This is a genomic window from Vibrio sp. nBUS_14 (assembly GCF_051201655.1).
Lineage (GTDB): Bacteria > Pseudomonadota > Gammaproteobacteria > Enterobacterales > Vibrionaceae > Vibrio.
The window spans coordinates 13,121-33,291 of the sequence record NZ_CP179206.1 but is presented as its reverse complement, the minus strand read 5'-3'; the positions used below and the strand labels follow the sequence as shown (position 1 = coordinate 33,291).

The 20,171-nt window shown below is 45.8% G+C and carries 15 protein-coding genes, 1 pseudogene and 1 riboswitch; of the genes and pseudogenes, 9 read left to right on the top strand and 7 right to left on the bottom strand.

All coding sequences use genetic code 11. The features are described 5' to 3' along the window. Window positions 1-7: 7 nt before the first annotated feature. On the bottom strand, window positions 8-1,465 hold the full coding sequence (locus ACMAZD_RS00130; protein WP_012602960.1) for a TrkH family potassium uptake protein: 1,458 nt from the start codon (window positions 1,463-1,465) through the stop codon (window positions 8-10). 34 nt (window positions 1,466-1,499) lie between these two features. Continuing rightward, window positions 1,500-2,123 (bottom strand): YigZ family protein, encoded by a 624-nt coding sequence (locus ACMAZD_RS00125; protein ID WP_435248107.1) that lies wholly within the window; start codon window positions 2,121-2,123, stop codon window positions 1,500-1,502. 227 nt (window positions 2,124-2,350) lie between these two features. Between ACMAZD_RS00125 and fadB the strand changes: the two genes are divergently transcribed. The 3 genes from fadB to acuI all read left to right on the top strand — a co-directional run bounded on the left by fadB (window position 2,351) and on the right by acuI (window position 6,937). Continuing rightward, complete coding sequence (fadB, locus tag ACMAZD_RS00120; RefSeq protein ID WP_435248106.1) at window positions 2,351-4,522, top strand: fatty acid oxidation complex subunit alpha FadB; 2,172 nt, start codon at window positions 2,351-2,353, stop codon at window positions 4,520-4,522. Window positions 4,523-4,548: 26 nt separating this feature from the next. Further along, a complete protein-coding gene (gene fadA, locus ACMAZD_RS00115) occupies window positions 4,549-5,712 on the top strand; it encodes an acetyl-CoA C-acyltransferase FadA (protein WP_435248105.1) in 1,164 nt (387 codons plus the stop codon). A gap of 241 nt (window positions 5,713-5,953) precedes the next feature. Then, window positions 5,954-6,937: an acrylyl-CoA reductase (NADPH) gene (gene acuI, locus ACMAZD_RS00110; RefSeq protein ID WP_435248104.1), complete on the top strand. Its 984-nt coding sequence runs from the start codon at window positions 5,954-5,956 to the stop codon at window positions 6,935-6,937. Window positions 6,938-7,039: 102 nt separating this feature from the next. On the opposite strand, the gene ACMAZD_RS00105 is transcribed toward acuI, so the two are convergent. Then, a complete protein-coding gene (locus ACMAZD_RS00105) occupies window positions 7,040-7,981 on the bottom strand; it encodes a LysR family transcriptional regulator (RefSeq protein WP_435248103.1) in 942 nt (313 codons plus the stop codon). A 155-nt stretch (window positions 7,982-8,136) separates the two neighbouring features. Then, window positions 8,137-8,322 (bottom strand): hypothetical protein, encoded by a 186-nt coding sequence (locus ACMAZD_RS00100; RefSeq protein ID WP_435248102.1) that lies wholly within the window; start codon window positions 8,320-8,322, stop codon window positions 8,137-8,139. Between the two features lie 149 nt (window positions 8,323-8,471). On the opposite strand from ACMAZD_RS00100, the gene tusA reads away from it, so the two are divergent. Next, the gene (tusA, locus tag ACMAZD_RS00095) at window positions 8,472-8,723 is read left to right on the top strand and encodes a sulfurtransferase TusA (RefSeq protein WP_435248101.1); all 252 of its coding nucleotides are present in this window, start codon (window positions 8,472-8,474) and stop codon (window positions 8,721-8,723) included. Window positions 8,724-8,773: 50 nt separating this feature from the next. Here tusA and ACMAZD_RS00090 read toward each other — a convergent pair whose 3' ends face one another. Continuing rightward, a complete protein-coding gene (locus ACMAZD_RS00090; protein ID WP_435248100.1) occupies window positions 8,774-9,061 on the bottom strand; it encodes a hypothetical protein in 288 nt (95 codons plus the stop codon). 151 nt (window positions 9,062-9,212) lie between these two features. Next, window positions 9,213-9,767, bottom strand: coding sequence for a TMEM165/GDT1 family protein (locus tag ACMAZD_RS00085; RefSeq protein WP_435248099.1), 555 nt, complete (start codon window positions 9,765-9,767; stop codon window positions 9,213-9,215). A gap of 34 nt (window positions 9,768-9,801) precedes the next feature. Then, window positions 9,802-9,977, bottom strand: a riboswitch (yybP-ykoY riboswitch). 210 nt (window positions 9,978-10,187) lie between these two features. Here ACMAZD_RS00085 and glyQ point away from each other — a divergent pair. From glyQ to ACMAZD_RS00060, 5 genes and pseudogenes are all read left to right on the top strand, one after another. Then, window positions 10,188-11,116: pseudogene (gene glyQ, locus ACMAZD_RS00080) on the top strand (glycine--tRNA ligase subunit alpha). Window positions 11,117-11,118: 2 nt separating this feature from the next. After that, window positions 11,119-13,185 carry a glycine--tRNA ligase subunit beta gene (gene glyS, locus ACMAZD_RS00075; protein ID WP_435248098.1) on the top strand — a complete coding sequence of 689 codons (2,067 nt, stop codon included), beginning with the start codon at window positions 11,119-11,121 and terminating at the stop codon, window positions 13,183-13,185. 201 nt (window positions 13,186-13,386) lie between these two features. Then, the gene (locus ACMAZD_RS00070; protein ID WP_435248097.1) at window positions 13,387-15,474 is read left to right on the top strand and encodes an alpha-amylase; all 2,088 of its coding nucleotides are present in this window, start codon (window positions 13,387-13,389) and stop codon (window positions 15,472-15,474) included. A 255-nt stretch (window positions 15,475-15,729) separates the two neighbouring features. Beyond that, window positions 15,730-16,977, top strand: coding sequence for a valine--pyruvate transaminase (locus tag ACMAZD_RS00065; protein WP_435248096.1), 1,248 nt, complete (start codon window positions 15,730-15,732; stop codon window positions 16,975-16,977). 50 nt (window positions 16,978-17,027) lie between these two features. Next, window positions 17,028-18,063 (top strand): IS630 family transposase gene (locus tag ACMAZD_RS00060; RefSeq protein WP_435248095.1). Its coding sequence is split into 2 segments (ribosomal slippage): window positions 17,028-17,486 and window positions 17,488-18,063, totalling 1,035 coding nucleotides; the frame shifts between segments, so codons are not numbered across the junction. 118 nt (window positions 18,064-18,181) lie between these two features. Here the strand turns inward: ACMAZD_RS00060 and ltrA are convergent. After that, on the bottom strand, window positions 18,182-19,474 hold the full coding sequence (ltrA, locus tag ACMAZD_RS00055) for a group II intron reverse transcriptase/maturase (RefSeq protein WP_435249317.1): 1,293 nt from the start codon (window positions 19,472-19,474) through the stop codon (window positions 18,182-18,184). Window positions 19,475-20,171: the final 697 nt, after the last annotated feature.

The window sequence follows — 20,171 nt, the reverse complement described above, 5'->3', positions numbered from 1 at the left end:
TATGTCCTTAGCTACGCCAAAACGTAGGGGTCAATAAAATTAATAAGGTGAATATTTCTAAACGTCCAAACAGCATAGACACGATCAATACCCACTTGGCTTTGTCATTAACATCGCCAAAGTGCATTGCGACCTCGCCAAGACCAGGACCAAGGTTATTCAATGTTGCCGCCACGGCAGAGAAAGCGCTTAGCTCATCCATCCCCGTAGCAATAAGAGCCAACATGCAAACCACAAAAACCAATGCGTATGCAGAAAAGAAGCCCCAAACCGCATCCACGACACGTTGTGGTAACGCCGAACCACCAACCTTTATGGTATAGACAGCACGCGGGTGGACAAGACGCTTCATTTCACGAGCACCCTGTAAAGTAAGCAGTAATATTCGAATAACTTTCATACCGCCACCCGTTGAACCTGCACAACCACCTATAAAAGAAGAGAACAGAAGCAGCACAGGTAAGAATAACGGCCACTCAGAGAAACCGGTGGTGGTGAAGCCTGCGGTTGTTGAAATAGATACTGTCTGGAACAACGCTTGATCGAAAGCATCATAATACGAATCGTAAGAGTGATGATTCAGCAGTAATAAGAAACAAACTAAGAACAGGACGACTTGAATAAAGATAAAGGCGCGAAACTCAGGATCTTTCCAGTAATATTTAGGATGTACGCCACCAGAAGCAAATGCCGCAAAGTGAAGAGAATAGTTACATGCAGATATAAGAAGGAACACGACCGTAATCATGTTAATCGCAGGGCTATTGAAGTAACCCATACTTGCATCGTGAGTCGAGAAGCCACCAATAGCAATGGTTGAGAAACTGTGACTGATTGCATCAAAGAAGCTCATACCAGCAAGCCAAAACGCGACCGCACAAGCAATAGTTAAGCTTAAATAGATGTACCAAAGCGCTTTTGCCGTTTCAGCAATACGCGGAGTCATCTTGCTGTCTTTTACTGGACCCGGGATCTCAGCACGATATAGCTGCATACCACCGATACCCAGAACAGGAAGGATGGCTACCGCCAATACGATGATACCCATACCACCAAACCATTGCAGGAATTGGCGGTAAAATAGAATGGCTTTAGGTAGATCATCGAGGCCAACAATTACGGTTGCACCTGTCGTCGTTAATGCAGAAAATGATTCAAAAAAGGCGTCAGTAACCGAAACACTCGGATTATCCGCGATCAAAAACGGTAATGCACCTGCACTGCCGATTACCGTCCAGAACAACACCACAATGAGAAAGCCATCTCGCGCCTTCAATTCATGTTTATAGCGTCGGTTTGGAAACCAGCAAGTTGCTCCACAAAATAATAGAACGAAGAAAGTCGTCACAAATGGCACACCCGCACCATCTCTATAGATCAGTGCGACGAGCGCAGGTGCGAGCATTGATACACTAAAAAGTGCTAATAATAATCCGACGATTCGAATAATTGAGCGAAATTGCATGAGCTATTGAACGAAGCGAAATGCTTCACACTTCCTAGTTGTCTTTGACTTTCGTTACCAGTGCCTTAGCACCGCTTTTATTGATCATGGTTTGGGTAAACGAATCTACCTGAAGGAGCTCTATTTCAATAATAAGCTCAACTTGAACACCATAATCCGCTTGGACTTCAACAGCCTGATGCTGAGCCATAATGGATTGCGCGATTGGCACAAAGCCATAGTCTAACTCTAGCCGTAATTTTGTGGTTATTTTTTTCTCGATAGTTTGAAGCAGCTTGAGAGCTTGTTGTACGCCACCACCGTAAGCCTTTACTAGGCCAACCGTTCCAAGCTTGATTCCGCCAGAATAACGAGTAACAACAGCCGTCAGTTCACCAACACCAGAACCAGACAGTTGCGCCAAGATAGGCTTACCCGCAGTACCAGATGGCTCTCCATCGTCACTAAAGCCCCATTGCATTGAGTCTTCAGGTCGCCCTGCAGCAAAGCCCCAACAATTATGTCGCGCTGATGAATGCTCTTTTTTTACCTGTTCTACGAACTGTTTAGCAGCTTCTACACTTGGAGTATGAGCAAGATGAGTAATGAAGACGCTCTTCTTAATCTCTTCTTCAAACAGAGCCGACGCTGACGGTATTAAATAGGGCTGTTCATTCATATCGTTAACTTAATTAATCAGAGCGGCGAAGTGTATCACGCGTGAATAATAAGGGTTAGAGGATCTGTGCTATCGCACAATGTTAAACAATTGTTTAAAAAATGTATTGAAATTCACCAAGCAGAGGTACAAACTAAGATAACTGGTCTTACCAGGTATTCTACAATAATAGAAAGATAACAAGATTCTCTCAAACAATCGTGGATTGTATGTCATGGAGATAGACAATGATTTACCAAGCTAACACCTTACAGGTAAAGGAATTACAAGATGGTATTGCAGAACTTAGCTTCTGTGCTCCGGCCTCTGTAAACAAACTCGACCTTGCGACTTTAGAATCACTAGATAAAGCGTTAGATGCTCTTAATGCTCACGCTGGATTACGTGGTTTAATCTTAACTTCAAACAAAGACGCGTTCATCGTAGGCGCAGACATCACTGAATTTCTTGGCCTATTTGCTAAGCCAGAAGCAGAACTTGATGAATGGTTAAGATTCGCTAATTCAATTTTCAGCAAGCTCGAAGACCTTCCTGTCCCAACTCTTTCAATGATGCGTGGCCATGCCCTTGGCGGCGGCTGTGAATGTGTCTTAGCGACCGATTTCCGTATCGGTGACAAGACCACCAGCATAGGCCTACCAGAAACCAAACTTGGCATCATGCCTGGCTTTGGTGGTTGTGTGCGTCTGCCACGTGTTATCGGTGCTGACAGTGCAATGGAAATTATCACGCAAGGCAAAGCATGCCGTGCAGATGAAGCACTTAAAGTTGGCTTGTTAGATGCGATTGTTGAAACAGACCAACTATTAGAATCAGCGATTAACACTGTTTCTCTAGCAGCCAATGAGAAACTCGATTGGCAGCTACGTCGTAAACAAAAAACATCAGCGCTTTCACTAAGCAAACTAGAAGCGATGATGAGCTTTACTATGGCTAAGGGCTTAGTGGCTCAAAAAGCAGGGCCTCATTATCCAGCACCAATCACTTCGGTAATTGCTATTGAAGAAGCAGCGCGCAGCGATCGCGATGCAGCGTTAGACATCGAACGTAAACACTTCGTTAAACTAGCAAAATCGGAAGAAGCAAAAGCATTAGTTGGCTTATTCCTGAATGACCAATACATCAAAGGCCTAGCGAAACAAGCTGGTAAGTCTGCCAACAAAGCGACTGAACGTGCAGCGGTACTTGGTGCTGGCATCATGGGCGGCGGTATTGCTTACCAGTCAGCGTTGAAAGGCGTGCCAGTGATGATGAAAGACATCGCACAAGCATCGCTTGATCTTGGTATGAACGAAGCTTCTAAGCTGTTGAATAAACGCTTATCGCGCGGTCGCCTAGATGGATTCAAGATGGCAGGCATTCTATCTTCTATTACTCCAAGCCTACATTACGCAGGTGTTGAGCAGTCAGATGTGATTGTGGAAGCGGTTGTAGAGAACCCTAAAGTAAAAGCAGCGGTACTGAGCGAAGTGGAAGGCTTGGTGGGTGAAGACACGGTTCTTACATCAAACACCTCAACGATTCCAATCAACCTATTAGCGAAATCTTTGAAGCGCCCAGAAAACTTCTGTGGCATGCACTTCTTTAACCCCGTTCACCGCATGCCTTTAGTTGAGATCATCCGTGGCGAACATACTTCAGAAGAAACCATTAATCGCGTAGTCGCTTACGCAGCGAAGATGGGTAAATCCCCTATCGTTGTTAACGACTGCCCAGGCTTCTTCGTTAACCGTGTACTTTTCCCTTACTTTGGCGGTTTCAGCATGTTGCTACGTGACGGCGCTGACTTCACGAAGATCGATAAAGTGATGGAACGTAAGTTCGGTTGGCCAATGGGCCCTGCGTACTTGCTAGATGTTGTTGGTTTAGACACCGCACACCATGCACAAGCAGTAATGGCGCAAGGTTTCCCTGAGCGTATGGGGAAAGAGGGTCGTGATGCAATTGATGCACTTTACGTCGCTGAAAAATACGGCCAGAAGAACGGCAGCGGTTTCTACACGTACAGCGTAGACAAACGCGGTCGCCCGAAGAAAACCTTCTCTGAAGACATTCTTCCTATCTTGGCTGACGTATGCCAACAGCCACAAGACTTTGATGACCAGACAATTATCCAACGTGTGATGATTCCTATGATCAACGAAGTGGTGCTTTGTTTAGAAGAAGGCATCATCGCGACACCGCAAGAAGCGGATATGGCATTGGTTTACGGTTTAGGCTTCCCTCCATTCAGAGGCGGCGTATTCCGCTACTTAGACAGTGTGGGTATTGGTAACTTCGTTGATATGGCGAAGAGCTACCAAGACTTAGGTGCAATGTACCAAGTTCCTCAACTATTGCTTGATATGGCTGCGAAAGGCGAAAGCTTTTACGACGGCCAACAAGTCAGTTCTCTGTAACCCACATTTGGAAAAGGAATAGCAAAATGAATAATGTAGTTGTTGTTGATTGCCTTCGTACCCCAATGGGACGTTCCAAAGGTGGAGCTTTCCGTCACACTCGTGCTGAAGATCTATCGGCACATTTGATGAAAGGCATTTTAGAGCGCAACCCAGAAGTAGACCCTGTCGAAATTGAAGACATTTACTGGGGTTGTGTACAACAAACGCTAGAGCAAGGCTTTAACGTGGCTCGTAACGCTGCTTTGCTTGCTGGCCTACCGATTGAAATTGGTGCAGTAACGGTGAACCGTTTATGTGGTTCATCTATGCAAGCTTTGCATGATGCTGCTCGTTCAATCATGGTTGGAGATGCGGAAATCTGCTTGATAGGTGGTGTAGAACACATGGGTCATGTACCTATGAACCACGGTGTCGATTTCCACCCAGGCATGTCTAAGCACGTAGCAAAAGCAGCAGGAATGATGGGCTTAACGGCTGAGATGCTTGGCAAGATGCATGGCATCAGTCGTGAAGACCAAGATGCCTTCGCTGCTCGTTCACACGCCAGAGCACAAGCTGCAACAGTAGAAGGTCGTTTCAAGAACGAAATCCTACCAACAGAAGCTCACGCGGCAGACGGTTCACTTTTCACTCTGGATTACGATGAAGTTATTCGCCCAGAAACAACGGTTAAAGGTCTATCTCAACTTCGTCCTGTATTTGACCCAGCAAACGGAACGGTAACAGCAGGTACCTCATCGGCATTGTCTGATGGTGCATCGGCAATGTTGATCATGAGTGAAGATAAAGCCAACGCGCTTGGCCTTAAGATTCGCGCTCGCGTGAAGTCAATGGCTATCGCAGGCTGCGATCCTTCAATCATGGGTTACGGTCCAGTACCGGCGACTCAAAAAGCGTTAAAACGTGCAGGTCTGAACATTGAAGACATGGGCGTTATTGAACTCAACGAAGCGTTCGCGGCTCAATCTCTTCCATGTGCGAAAGATCTCGGTCTATTGGATGTAGTTGACGAGAAAGTTAACCTTAACGGTGGTGCAATTGCACTCGGTCACCCACTAGGTTGTTCTGGTTCTCGTATCTCGACAACCCTAATCAACCTAATGGAAGCACAAGACGTGAAATACGGCTTGGCGACTATGTGTATTGGTTTAGGCCAAGGTATTGCAACGGTATTTGAACGCCCATAGCGTTTACTGACTATAATACTTGAAGGGTAATCTTTTGTGCAGCTATATTTATATAGCTGCACTTTTTATTACTCGACGTTCAACAATGCATCGATTCGTTCAGCGAACTCAACGAGAGGAAAACCAACACTGACATCTATGCACAAAACGCATATATTCAATGTTGATGTTTCATTATTTTTTCTCGGATGATTCAACTAAAGTTACTTCAGTTTCCTAATATTCCTCCACGGAGCAGATCATGTTTAAAGCACTTGTACTAAACCAAGAAGACAAAAAAACTATCGCGTCAGTTGCCCAAGTTGAAGAGTCTCAATTACCAGAAGGTAACGTGAAGATCGATGTTAGCTACTCTTCTTTGAACTACAAAGATGGTTTGGCGATTACAGGTAAAGGGCGTATTGTTCGTAACTTCCCTATGGTTCCTGGTATCGACCTTTCAGGTGTGGTTTCACAATCTGATGACCCACGCTACAAAGCAGGCGATGAAGTTGTTCTAACGGGTTGGGGGGTAGGTGAAGGTCACTGGGGCGGCATGGCTGAGAAAGCCAGCCTAAACGGTGATTGGTTAGTGCCAATGCCAGCAGGTCTAGACGCTAAGAAAGTAATGGCAATCGGTACAGCAGGCTTCACAGCAATGCTTTGTGTGCAAGCTATCGTAGACGCAGGCATCAAGCCAGAAGACGGTGAAATTCTAGTAACTGGTGCAAGTGGTGGCGTAGGTAGTGTGTCTATCACTCTACTAAACCAACTGGGCTACAAAGTGGCAGCGGTTACTGGTCGTGCATCTGCAAACGGTGAACTACTTAAATCACTAGGCGCAACACGCATTGTAGAGCGTGCTGAACTAGAAGAACCAGCTAAGCCACTAGAGAAACAACTGTGGGCTGGCGCCATCGATACAGTAGGCAGCAAAGTACTTGCGAAAGTATTGGCGCAAATTGATTACAATGGCGCGGTAGCGATGTGTGGTCTAGCAGGCGGTTTTGACTTACCGACTACGGTAATGCCATTCATTCTGCGTAACGTTCGCCTACAAGGTGTTGATTCTGTAATGTGCCCTCGAGAAAAACGTATTAAAGCGTGGGAACAACTTGCTGAGTTACTACCTGATTCTTTCTACGGCCAAGCGACTAAAGAAGTGTCTTTAGATGGCGCTATTCAAGCTGCAGAAGACATCACTAACGGTCAAATCACTGGTCGCGTAGTTATAAAGCTTAAGTAATCAGCTAGAACCTTAAATATCCCAGAATAACAAAGGGCTGATAGTAATCAGCCCTTTTGCATTTTTGTCATTTGGATCGAGTACACCAAAGCTAGATCTCAGTTAACCCAAGCCAACATCCGCAATACGCTTCTGGATCAACTCACCGCATTCGTCTTTTACTACCCTTCTTAACCATTGTTGCGAGGCAGAAGAATCACAGCGTGAATGCCAGATCAATGAGTAATCAAACGGCATAAACTCGAATGGTAGCGGCTTAACGACTAAGTCATAACGCTCTGCCACCAAATAAGCCAAATCAGCGGGTACAGTTATCACTAATGGCATTCTATCAACAATCGCTAATGCAGCCTCAAGGTGATAAGCGCGCAGCACCATTTTTCGTGGTTGTTGATTGGCTAAAGCGTTATCGAGTAAAGCCTTAACACCATCACTGATCGCAATCATCGCGTGAGGTAAAGAAACATAATCTTCAAGGCTTAAAGGCTGATCCGCCAATGGGTGGTTTTTAGATAACAAGCAAGATACGCCCACAGGCCCCAAGACTTCTTGATGAAGTGGTGCGATGCTGCCATTCGGACGACAAATCGCCATATCGACACGTTCGGTGCTGAGTTGCTTAAACAAATGCTCATGCTGCAGCGATGCAAACTCCAAAGAGATGTTCGGTGCTTGCTCATAAATCTTAGGTAACGCATAAGGCAAGATGGTTTGCATCGCGTAGTCAGTAGTCGCGATCAAAAAACGCTCGCTACAATAATAAGGATCGAAATCACTCGGACTAAGCAATTGACGGAATGATTCTAAAGGTTGATCAATACGCTGGCTGATCTCGAGTGCTTTTTTGGTGGGAATAAGATGCTGACCTTGGCGTGTAAACAAGGGGTCGTTGAGTAGCTCTCTTAAGCGACCTAATACTCGGCTGGTTGCCGATTGGCTTAGGTTAAGACGAAGTGCAGCCTGACTAACACTGCCCTCTTCAATCAATACCTTTAAGGCGACCAGTAAATTCAGGTCTCTACGATAGATGTCTTCTAATTCCACGCCACTTACCTAGCTGTATAAAATTATCATTGGTCACTAAGTTGTTTATAGCATGCTTTAGATAAAAAAAATCCCGCAATTACGCGGGGAAGCCCAAGAAAATCTGGGGATAGTGTCGGAATGTTGTCGTATCGGATTTGCTTGTTGTATCCGGGTTAGTGCTCTTGCTCCTCGGCTATGCCTTGCCAACGGCGCATCTCTACCCAAATACCTATAATCGTTGCTACTATGCCAAAGATTGGCATTAGAGAGGTCTCTGTCGATGAGCTTAGTACTAACGCACAAAAAGAAATAAAACAGAGAACTGAATAAATTGTTAATCTATCTAATCCTGTCAACATCGCCACTCCTTAGCTAGTTGCCTTTGTTTCAAGTTGTTATCAACTTGTTAACTAAGTTATAGGAAATGATTCTGTTTGCCAAGCACTTATTGCATATTTTTTCTGCAGACGTATTATTCACTCGTTAGATAGATATAGAGATTCAAACCATGACATTCAAACCTGAACTGGCAACCCACACTTTAGAAGCTGAAGGCCTGCGTTGCCCAGAACCAGTAATGATGGTCAGGAAGACAATTAGAAACATGCAGGATGGCGATGTGTTACTGGTAAAAGCTGACGACCCTTCGACAACTCGTGATATTCCGAGCTTTTGTCGTTTTATGGATCATCAGTTAGTCGGCCAAGCGACTGAAGCTTTGCCTTACCAATATTTGATAAGAAAAGGTTTGGAGACATAAAGCCTCACCTAAATCTCAAGCATCAAAAAAGCCGCTCGTACCTTATGTTCTTAAACAGAACTCAGAGTACGAGCGGCTTTTTGTCTATTCGTTTCTAGATTTTTTTGCAGATGCTCAAGCTGATGCTGAATTTCTCGGATATCTTTTCGCATAGGAATAATATGCGCGACTCGAATCCAAGCCTCTACCGCAAGTCCAGTCATGATCATAGCGCCGGCGACCATGGGTAGCCACATGTCCGTCAGCACCATGCCTAATAGTGTAAGTGCAAGACCAAAGGTAAATAGATAGCTTTGGCTTTGTGGAGTAATACCCATATAACGCGTCAACATAATCATGCCCTCGTGTGCTTAACTCACAAGATTAAAATATCATGACAAGTCTGAAAGTTATATGTCCATTCGCTCGATAAACCCCACAATACTGTAAGAGTATGACCTACAACACAATACTATACTGGTTGAATATAATGAGACTCAGTACCACCGCTTAATAGAACGCAGCTGCTATAGCCAAACCCACGAATAACGAGGCCGTGATCTTGCGAATCAGGTCAAGTGGCATCTTATCTGCCGATAGTTTACCAATGATCATCACGGGCACGTTCGCCAGCAACATACCAATGGTAGTACCGAGTATTACCCACGTTAAAGCATCCGAATATTGAGCTCCTAGAATGGAGGTCGCAATCTGGGTCTTATCACCAATCTCAGCAATGAAGAAAGCGATAAAACTGGCGACAAACGGCCCTCGGTTCGAGATCTGCGCATCATCGTCTAATTTATCAGGGATCAGAATCCAGCCCGCCATCGCAATGAAGCTGACCACCAGCACCCACTTAAGCACTTCAGGAGATAAATAATCGGCGACCACAACCCCGAGCCACGCAGCAAGGGCATGGTTGGCGATAGTGGCAAAGAAAATAGCCGTAATAATAGGTAACGGTTTTCGATATCGACTGGCTAATAAAAGGGATAACAACTGAGTCTTATCACCGATCTCGGCTAAGGCGACAGTTGTAATTGAAATTGCTAAAACGCTCACGACATGCTCATTTGGGATGAGGATTATTATATTTAACCAAAGACAAACCTCGCGCCCCATCCCGGTTCACGATGCTTGTCTAAGGTCTTGCTAAGCGCCACCAAGGTGGTGGTTGCCTCGAACGCCATGATGATTTTGCATCAATTATGTTGACGGACGAACTCATTCAATAGGATATGAATAAGTAAGCTACTCCCCAAAGACCGCGAGATTTTAATCACCCACGCTTTCAAACACAAGTGTCAAAGTTATCAAAATATCTACTTGTACCGAAAAACAAACATTAAAGGCAAAAAAATCCACTAAACGACATTTTAGACCACTAATTAAACAAGATTACCCCTACTCGCTTTACCAATATCTCGGTATACTCAGAGGTTATTTTTATCATTCATTTAAAAGAATCGCGCGAACCTGACTATGCAAAAATACGATATCAAAACCTTCCAGGAATGATCCTCGCGCTGCAGGATTACTGGGCACAAAACGGTTGTACCATTGTTCAACCACTAGATATGGAAGTAGGTGCTGGCACCTCTCACCCAATGACATGTCTACGTGCACTTGGCCCAGAGCCAATGTCTACGGCATACGTTCAACCTTCTCGTCGTCCGACCGATGGTCGTTACGGTGAAAACCCGAACCGCCTGCAGCACTACTATCAATTCCAAGTAGCTCTAAAACCTTCTCCAGATAACATCCAGGAGTTGTACTTAGGCTCGCTTGAAGTTCTTGGTGTCGACCCACTTGTTCACGATATTCGCTTCGTAGAAGACAACTGGGAAAACCCAACACTAGGCGCATGGGGTCTTGGTTGGGAAGTATGGCTAAACGGTATGGAAGTGACTCAATTCACTTACTTCCAACAAGTTGGCGGCCTTGAGTGTAAGCCTGTAACGGGTGAGATCACTTACGGTATCGAGCGTCTAGCAATGTACATCCAGGAAGTAGACTCTGTTTACGACCTTGTATGGAACGTAGCACCAGACGGCTCTAACGTGACTTACGGTGACATCTTCCACCAAAACGAAGTTGAGCAATCAACGTACAACTTCGAGCACGCAGACGTAGATTTCCTATTCACTTTCTTCGACCAGTGCGAAAAAGAGTGTAAAGAGCTACTTGAGCTTGAGAAGCCACTGCCGCTTCCAGCTTACGAGCGCATTCTAAAAGCAGGTCACGCATTCAACATCCTTGATGCGCGTAAAGCTATCTCTGTAACAGAGCGTCAACGTTACATCCTTCGTATCCGCAACCTGACTAAAGCTGTTGCAGAAGCGTACTACGCGTCACGTGAAGCGCTTGGCTTCCCAATGTGCCGATCTGTAGAAGAAAAGGAAGGTAAATAATCATGGCGAAGAATTTTCTAATTGAACTGGGTACGGAAGAGCTTCCACCAACGGCACTTCGTTCTCTAGCAGAAGCCTTTGCTTCTAACTTTGAAGCAGGTCTTAAAACGGCTGAGCTTTCTCACGAAGGCATCAAGTGGTACGCAGCACCTCGTCGTCTAGCACTTAAAGTGACAGCACTGGCTGAAGGCCAAGCAGACAAAGTCGTTGAGAAGCGCGGTCCTGCAATTTCTGTTGCATTCGATGCTGAAGGCAACGCGACGAAAGCTGCACAAGGTTGGGCTCGTGGTAACGGTATTACTGTTGAGCAAGCTGACCGTCTGAAAACAGACAAAGGCGAGTGGCTTCTTTTCAAACAAGAAGTGGCTGGCAAACCAGTACAAGAATTGGTAATGGACATCGCTGCGAAAGCACTGGCTGGCCTACCAATTCCTAAAGCAATGCGCTGGGGTAACTCAGACATTCAATTTATCCGTCCAGTGAAAACACTGACTGTACTACTAGGCGATGAGCTTGTTGAAGGCAAAATCCTAGGCATAGCTTCTGCTCGTACTATCCGTGGCCACCGTTTCATGGGCGAACAAGAGTTCACAATCGACTCTGCTGACCAATACCCTGCGATCTTAGAAGAGCACGGTAAAGTAATGGCAGATTACGATGCGCGTAAAGCGATCATCCTTGCTGATGCTAAAAAAGCAGCAGACGCGGTTGGCGGTATTGCTGACCTAGAAGATGACCTTGTTGAAGAAGTGACCTCTTTGGTTGAATGGCCAGTGGTGCTTACTGCTAAGTTTGAGCAAGAGTTCCTAAAAGTACCTTCTGAAGCCTTGGTTTACACCATGAAAGGCGACCAGAAGTACTTCCCAGTGTATGACGCTGATAAGAATCTTCTGCCAAACTTCATCTTCGTTTCGAACATCGAGTCTAAAGAGCCTCGTCACGTAATCGAAGGTAACGAGAAGGTTGTACGTCCACGTCTTGCTGATGCTGAGTTCTTCTTCAACACCGACCGTAAGCGTCCGCTGATCGACCGTCTTGCTGAACTAGACCAAGCTATCTTCCAGAAGCAACTGGGTACTATCAAAGACAAAACAGACCGCATCACAGAACTTGCTGGCTACATTGCAGAGCAAATTGATGCTGACGTTGAAAAGTCTAAGCGTGCTGGCCTACTGGCTAAGTGTGACCTAATGACATCAATGGTATTCGAATTTACGGATACTCAAGGTGTGATGGGCATGCACTACGCAACGCACGATGGTGAAGACGAGCAAGTAGCACTAGCACTTTACGAGCAGTACATGCCTCGTTTCGCGGGTGACACACTACCAAGCACTGGTATTTCATCTGCTGTAGCAATGGCAGACAAGCTAGACACTATCGTAGGTATCTTCGGTATTGGCCAAGCACCAAAAGGTTCTGACCCATTCGCCCTACGTCGTGCATCACTAGGTGTGCTACGTATCATCGTTGAAAACGGCTACAACCTAGACCTAACGGATCTAATCGGTAAAGCAAAAGAGCTACTAGGCGACAAGCTAACTAACGAAAACGTAGAAGCTGACGTTATCGACTTCATGCTAGGTCGTTTCCGCGCATGGTACCAAGATGCTGGTTTCAGCGTTGATATAATCCAAGCGGTACTAGCACGTCGTCCAACCAAGCCAGCTGACTTTGACCAACGTGTTAAAGCGGTTTCTCACTTCCGTGAACTGGAAGCAGCAGAAGCACTAGCAGCAGCGAACAAGCGTGTAGGTAATATCCTTGCGAAGTTCGATGGCGATCTACCCGCTGAAATCGACCTAACGCTTCTTCAAGAAGACGCAGAGAAAGCGCTGGCTGAAAACGTTGAAGTAATGACGGAAGCACTAGAACCAGCATTCGCGACAGGCAACTACCAAGAAGCCCTGAGCAAGCTTGCTGATCTACGTGAACCAGTAGATGCATTCTTCGATAACGTGATGGTGATGACTGATGACGAAGCGCTTAAGAAAAACCGTCTAACGCTACTGAACAACCTACGTAACCTGTTCCTACAAATTGCTGACATATCTCTACTGCAAAAATAAGCACGAGTGAGACAGTTGCTCTAAGTCATACTCTGAGTAACTAACGGTAAACCCCAAAGGGAAGCGAAAGCTTCCCTTTTTGTTTTTGTGAGCCAAGCATTTATTTGTAGAGGTGTTATTGATTAACTGAATGAAACAGCACTCAGACTGTAGAGGGCATTGTTTGCTATAAATAACCTGTTTATTCAGGGGAAGGGAACAATGAAAAAAACAGTACTCGCGCTTTCAATACTCGCACTCAGCGCATGCAGCCAAACTAGTGATGATAGCTTATTGCTGACGATTGATGACAACACCGTCGTATTTGAATCGACCGGAAAAGGCACTGTTATCGCTGAACAGGAGCTCGCTAAAGGTAGCTATACCTTCTCTATTAGCGATACTCAAAATACCTGTGGCACCAACTATGCGCTGGCTGAAGAAAACCGCATCAAATTCAATAAACCCCTTCGCTTAGACGACTGCGCCGAGAAGTCTGAATTAGATATCAAGGTCTTTCGCGCTAACACCTACCAGTTTACGCTCAACCCACAAACCAATGAGCTGACGGTTCAGATAAAGCCGAAGCAACAACAAGTACAAAGCTTTGCTTGTCCGGTTCCTAGTGACCAGCCAACCACTATCGATGTTGCTCAGACCTTTGACGATAGCACCTTAGTTAGAGATGCTCTTTCAGGCACACAAGCAACTGTAACCAACGGCAGCGTCACCATGCAGCCAGCAGAAAATAGCCAAGGCGTTCTGCTACTTGAGAAAGTAGAGCCAGAAACCAAAGCCGATTTTAGTTGGGACAACGCTACGGTTTATTTCGTGATGACCGACCGCTTCCATAACGGCAATCCTGATAACGACAACAGTTACGGGCGCAGCCAAGACGGACAAGATGAAATCGGCACCTTCCACGGTGGTGACTTGGCCGGATTAACCGAAAGACTCGACTACATAGAATCGCTCGGTGCCAATGCTATCTGGATTACCTCTCCACTAGAGCAGATTCACGGCTGGGTTGGGGGCGGTGATCGCGGTGACTTCAAACATTATGGCTACCATGGTTACTACCACCAAGATTGGACCAAACTTGATGACAACATGGGCACAGAAGACGAGCTGAAAAACTTCATAGATACCGCGCATAGCAAAGGTATTCGTGTCGTTTGGGATGTGGTAATGAACCACACTGGTTACGCTACCCTTGCAGACATGCAAGAGTTCGACTTTGGTAAGCTCAACCTCACCGATGAAGAAGCAACAAAAACACTTGGTGAAAACTGGACAGACTGGCAACCCGCTAAAGGCCAAAACTGGCACTATTTCAACAATTACATCTCTTACAGTGACAAAGAAGCATGGGAGAAATGGTGGGGGAAAGCTTGGCTGCGCAGCGATATCGGCGCTTATGACTCTCCGGGTTACAATAACCTCACCATGTCTTTGGCGCACCTACCCGATTTCAAAACCGAATCAACAGAGACCACTGGGCTGCATAACTTCTATCGCAACAAGTCCACCAGCGCTACAGATGAACTCCAAACCCCTCGTGAACATCTCATCACTTGGTTGTCTGACTGGGTACGTGAATATGGCGTTGATGGTTTTAGAGTCGATACCGCCAAGCACGTTGAGTTAGATGCGTGGGCAGAGCTTAAAGAGAGCACTAACCAAGCGCTTGCAGAATGGAAGCAAAACAACCCAGACAAAGCGTTGGATGACCTACCATTCTGGATGACAGGTGAAGTGTGGGCGCACAGCGTAGTGAAATCCGATTACTTCGCTAACGGGTTTGATTCGATCATCAACTTTGAATTCCAGAGTGATATCGCACCCAAGGCGCTTAAATGCCTATCCGATCTCGATGCTGACTACCTTAGCTACGCAGACAAGATCAACAGTGACAGCGAGTTCAACGTGTTGAGTTACCTATCTTCTCATGATACTTCGCTATTCTGGACACAACACGGCAGCGACTTTGCCAAGCAGACCAAAGCAGCAAACGCATTAATGCTTGCTCCGGGCGCAGTACAAATCTATTACGGTGATGAAATTGCACGAGACTTCGGCCCAACAGGTTCAGACCCAATGCAAGGAACCCGTTCAGATATGCCATGGGATCAAATCACTGGCGAACGAGCGCAGCTGTTAGAACACTGGCAAGCGCTTGGCCAATTCCGCCAACGCCACCCAGCAGTAGCCCAAGGTAAGCACATCATCCGTAACAGCAAGGGCTACTATGCGTTCGAACGCCAATACCAAGATGACAAGGTATTAGTCGTTTATACTGGCTCAAAGTAAGCGCTGATTGAAATAACCCACAGGACTTAAAAGGAGAAGTTTAGGCTTCTCCTTTTTTGATCACGAAACACTCGTTCAATAAGAAAGCAGACACTCATTAGTTAAACTTTATAGAAGTTTTTTTCGTGTTAGAGCATTTGGCGCTATGCGTCGCAAAAACATTGCGGTATGTTCAAGGAACACACTGATGGCAGGCATAAGGTCTGCCTTAATGACACATAACAAGCAATCACAATGAATTAGGTAAAATAAGTAATGCAGTTCTCTAAGTTTGGTGAAAAGTTTAATCGTTACTCTGGAATCACTCGTTTAATGGATGATTTGAATGATGGCCTGCGCACTCCTGGCGCAATCATGCTCGGTGGTGGTAATCCAGCCGCTATCCCAGCCATGCTCGATTACTTTAACCAAGCCAGTGCCGACATGCTCGCCAGTGGAGAACTCATCGCCGCCCTCGCCAACTACGATGGCCCACAAGGCAAAGACAGCTTTATTAAGTCTTTAGCGGCTATGCTGAAAGAGACCTATGGCTGGGACATCAGCGAGAAGAACATCAGCCTAACTAACGGCAGCCAAAGCGGCTTCTTCTACCTGTTCAATCTACTAGCTGGCCAGCAGCCTGACGGTTCTCACAAGAAAATCTTGCTGCCAATCGCACCTGAATACATCGGCTACGGTGACGCAGGCATTGATGACGACATCTTTATCTCTTACCACCCGGAGATCGAGCTGCTAGAAAACCGCCAGTTCAAATACCACGTCGACTTCGAACAACTAAAAGTAGATGACTCAGTCGCTGCTATCTGCGCGTCTCGCCCAACTAACCCAACGGGTAACGTACTGACAGATGAAGAAGTGCGTAAGTTGGATAAGCTAGCGCGTGACAACAATATCCCACTGCTAATCGACAATGCTTATGGTCTACCGTTTCCAAACATCATTTTTGAAGATGTGGAACCGTTCTGGAATGAAAACACGATTCTGTGCATGAGCCTTTCTAAGCTTGGTTTGCCAGGTGTGCGCTGCGGTATCGTGATTGCGAGCGAAGAAGTCACCCAAGCGCTAACCAACATGAATGGCATCATCAGCTTAGCACCAAACAGTGTTGGCCCTGCTATCGCCAACCACATGATTGAAAACGATGACCTGCTGCGCTTAAGCAGCGAAGTGATCAAGCCTTTCTATAAAGAGAAGTCTTTGCGCGCCGTTGAATTGCTGCAAGAGGCGATTGATGACCCTCGTTTCCGTATTCACAAACCTGAAGGCGCTATCTTCTTGTGGCTATGGTTTGATGAACTGCCAATCACCACCATGGAACTGTACGACAGATTAAAAGCTCGTGGTGTATTGATTGTTCCAGGTGAATACTTCTTTATCGGCCAAGAAGACGAGTGGGATCATGCTCATCAGTGCCTACGTATGAACTACGTGCAAGACGATGAAGCAATGCAGAAGGGTATTGCGATCATTGCTGAAGAAGTGAAAAAGGCTTATACCAATTAAAGTAAAAATATGATCTAATTAAGGCCGTCGAACTCTTACAGAAAATCGCCATGGATAGCCTTAATAATACTGATTTTAAAAAGCTAGCAAGCCAACAAAAAACCATTCAAATGAAGGTTCGCTTGCTAGCACTTGCCCACTTCAAAGAAGGTCACTCGCGCACTCAAATTGCCAAATACCTTAAAGTCAGTCGAACTAGTGTAAACAAATGGGTTCAAGCATTTCTTGAAGAAGGATTGGAAGGGCTTCAAGAAAAACCTCGCACAGGCAGACCTGCATATCTCAATGCCGAACAACGAAAACAACTCAGTGCATTCATTAAGAAAGAAGCAGAGTCCCCTTCGGGCGGGCGCCTTACCGGGAGCGATATACATGACTATATCGTGAAAAACTTTGATAAATACTACCACCCTAATTCTATCTATTATCTCCTCGATCACATGGGCTTCTCTTGGATAACTTCTCGCTCCAAACACCCTAAACAATCACAGCAAGTCCAAGACGATTTTAAAAAAATTCAAAATAGAAACGATCCTTAAGATCCCAGGCCATATTGGGCTAGAGAGTGTTGATGTCTGGTTTCAAGACGAAGCTAGATTCGGCCAGCAGAACACAACGACACGCCTTTGGGCGACTCGTGGAGCGAGGCCTCGCGTGGTAAAACAACAGCAATTTGAATACGCTTATTTGTTTGGTTCGGTATGCCCTGAAAGAGGAATTGGTGAAGCCATGGTGGTTCCTTGGGTTAACAAGGACATAATGACCAATCACTTAGAGCAGATATCTAAGGCTACTGAAAAAGGACGTCATGCTGTCGTTATAATGGATGGTGCAGGCTGGCATACCTATGATATTGCGAGAGAGTTTAATAACGTCAGTACTATTAAGCTTCCTCCCTACTCGCCAGAGCTTAACCCTATAGAGCAAGTTTGGAGTTGGTTGCGGCAACATTATCTCGCGAATCAAAGTTTCACTGATTATAACGACATTGTTTCCAAGGTTTGTCGCGCTTGGAATGGATTTCTTGAGTGCAAAGATCGTGTCACAAAAATAAGCAGAAGAGATTGGATAAACCTGATCAGTTAATTTTCCGGATTGGTATTACAGCGAAAGCAAATAGAGATTCCCTACTCGGTCGTTCCTCCCTCTATGGAATGACGTTAGAGAAAATCGAGTAGGAGGAGGCCTCGCAGCCTCCGTCCTCTCACACCACCGTACAAGCGTGGGTCGCATACGGCGGTTCCGAATATACTTTCAGTGACTCGTACCCATCTCTTAATGAGTACAGCCCCAACCCCTCGAACCATTTTATTGGCATGGCGTGATTAACCTGTGGCGTTAAAGCTAGATGCCACCAACCCTTATCTGACATCGCTAGCTTCCACGCATTACGCTCCGTTACACCTTGTCGCTGTAACCATGTCGCTATGCTGTGTCTGCGTTTGCGCTGCTTTAGTCGGTAGCACCTTAGCCTACGCCGTATCCATTCATCTAAGCGCTGCATTGCACTTTTACGAACAGTAAGCTTGAAGTAGTGTTGCCATCCTCTTAGATATTGAGTTAACTCCGTGATTATCACCTGTAACTCTCGTCCTCGATTTCGCTTCGTTATCTGACGTACTCGCTTCTTCATTTGAGCTTGTGCCGTCTTCGATATCCCGATTGTTCCGTCTATCTGGAAGCGATGGCTTAGGTAAGTTCGCTTTGTCACTCTCGTTGCTGCACTTTTCTTACGGTTTACCGTCAGCTTTAGTTTCTGCTCCAAGAACTCCGTTATCGACTCTTTGACTCGATGAGCGGCTTCCTCACTACGCACGTAGATTTGGCAGTCATCTGCATATCGACAGAACTTATGCCCTCTACGCTCTAACTCTTTATCCAGTTCATCTAATACAATATTTGATAGTAGCGGAGATAATGGCCCACCCTGGGGTGTGCCTCGTTGTCTCTGCTCAACTAGTCCATGTCGCATTATGCCTACCTGTAGGTATGACCTAATTAGCTTTAACACGCGTTTATCAGCAATATCTTGTGACAGCCTGTGCATTAGCCTATCGTGATTCACTGTATCGAAGTATTTTGCTAGGTCTATATCTACTACATAACCTCGACCCTCTCGGATGTAGCGACTGGCGGCCGCCAATGCATGGTGCGCACTGCGGTTGGGTCTAAACCCGTAACTATTGTCGGAGAACTTCGGCTCATAGATACATGACAGCACTGATGTGATTGCCTGTTGGACTACCCTATCAAGGACTGTTGGGATACCTAATTGCCTTACGCCACCACTAGCTTTGGGGATTTCTACACCAAGAACAGATTGAGGTTGATAGCTTCCATCCAGAAGAATCTGGCGAAGCTCTTGCCCGTTTGATGCCTGTCGAAGTCTTGAGATAGTGGCGTTGATGTCGAGCTTGTCGACTCCTGCACACCCTTTGTTCTTCTTCACGCGTCTAAGAGCTTGATTCAAATTGGTTGAAGAGCAAATTTGCTCCATCAACGAAGTTGAGGTCACCAAGACTCGCCCTCCTGTCTACGCCGACCATGCTTGTCATTCTTCGTATCCATGAGCTTTACTTGCGGTATTGCCCTTTGGGACGTAGAGATGAGTTTCATCTTGCTATGACTCCACATGATTGAGTGTCTAGTGACTGCTTCTTGATATATTCAGTTCAGGCCTTCCTTTGAGTTGTACATTCTCAAAGTACTATGCCTTCTGCTGACTTCTTATTGTCCATCACACAACATCACTGCTGTATTAGTCTCTATTGAGACAAACAATAAGATCTCCCGAGGTAAGGCGTTGTTCTTTCCCTTGGCTGTGCCTGATTTACCACTACACACTTCCCGTCGAGGCATTGGACTATTCTATCTATGGCTAGGTTGCCCAAGTTGTAATGGCCTACTATCAGATTTCTGTTCGTCACAACCAAGTTTTGCCATTTGCTTCCTTCAGATTTCACCTCACGGTGAACACCCTTGCATAGGCTAACGGTTCTCGCTCGACTGAGCCCGTAGAGGACTTTCACCTCCTAGATCAACGCCATGCTCGGCGCACCAAACAAAAAGAGCACCTCATAGGTGCTCTTTCACTTTTACTTCCCGATAGTTTTTATCACTTGAATACCCTAAATAATTGGGGGTTCAGCTAGGCGACTAGAAAATTCAGCCCTATGAGCATAGGGAACCTATGT

What these genes read in the sequence shown, in the direction of transcription:
- ACMAZD_RS00090 (WP_435248100.1), bottom strand. Translation starts at nt 9,061, where the DNA reads ATGATTATGTTGACGCGTTATATGGGTATTACTCCACAAAGCCAAAGC.
- acuI (WP_435248104.1), top strand. Translation starts at nt 5,954, where the DNA reads ATGTTTAAAGCACTTGTACTAAACCAAGAAGACAAAAAAACTATCGCG.
- ACMAZD_RS00100 (WP_435248102.1), bottom strand. Translation starts at nt 8,322, where the DNA reads ATGTTGACAGGATTAGATAGATTAACAATTTATTCAGTTCTCTGTTTT.
- ACMAZD_RS00125 (WP_435248107.1), bottom strand. Translation starts at nt 2,123, where the DNA reads ATGAATGAACAGCCCTATTTAATACCGTCAGCGTCGGCTCTGTTTGAA.
- tusA (WP_435248101.1), top strand. Translation starts at nt 8,472, where the DNA reads ATGACATTCAAACCTGAACTGGCAACCCACACTTTAGAAGCTGAAGGC.
- fadA (WP_435248105.1), top strand. Translation starts at nt 4,549, where the DNA reads ATGAATAATGTAGTTGTTGTTGATTGCCTTCGTACCCCAATGGGACGT.
- ACMAZD_RS00065 (WP_435248096.1), top strand. Translation starts at nt 15,730, where the DNA reads ATGCAGTTCTCTAAGTTTGGTGAAAAGTTTAATCGTTACTCTGGAATC.
- ltrA (WP_435249317.1), bottom strand. Translation starts at nt 19,474, where the DNA reads ATGGAGCAAATTTGCTCTTCAACCAATTTGAATCAAGCTCTTAGACGC.
- glyS (WP_435248098.1), top strand. Translation starts at nt 11,119, where the DNA reads ATGGCGAAGAATTTTCTAATTGAACTGGGTACGGAAGAGCTTCCACCA.
- fadB (WP_435248106.1), top strand. Translation starts at nt 2,351, where the DNA reads ATGATTTACCAAGCTAACACCTTACAGGTAAAGGAATTACAAGATGGT.
- ACMAZD_RS00070 (WP_435248097.1), top strand. Translation starts at nt 13,387, where the DNA reads ATGAAAAAAACAGTACTCGCGCTTTCAATACTCGCACTCAGCGCATGC.
- ACMAZD_RS00130 (WP_012602960.1), bottom strand. Translation starts at nt 1,465, where the DNA reads ATGCAATTTCGCTCAATTATTCGAATCGTCGGATTATTATTAGCACTT.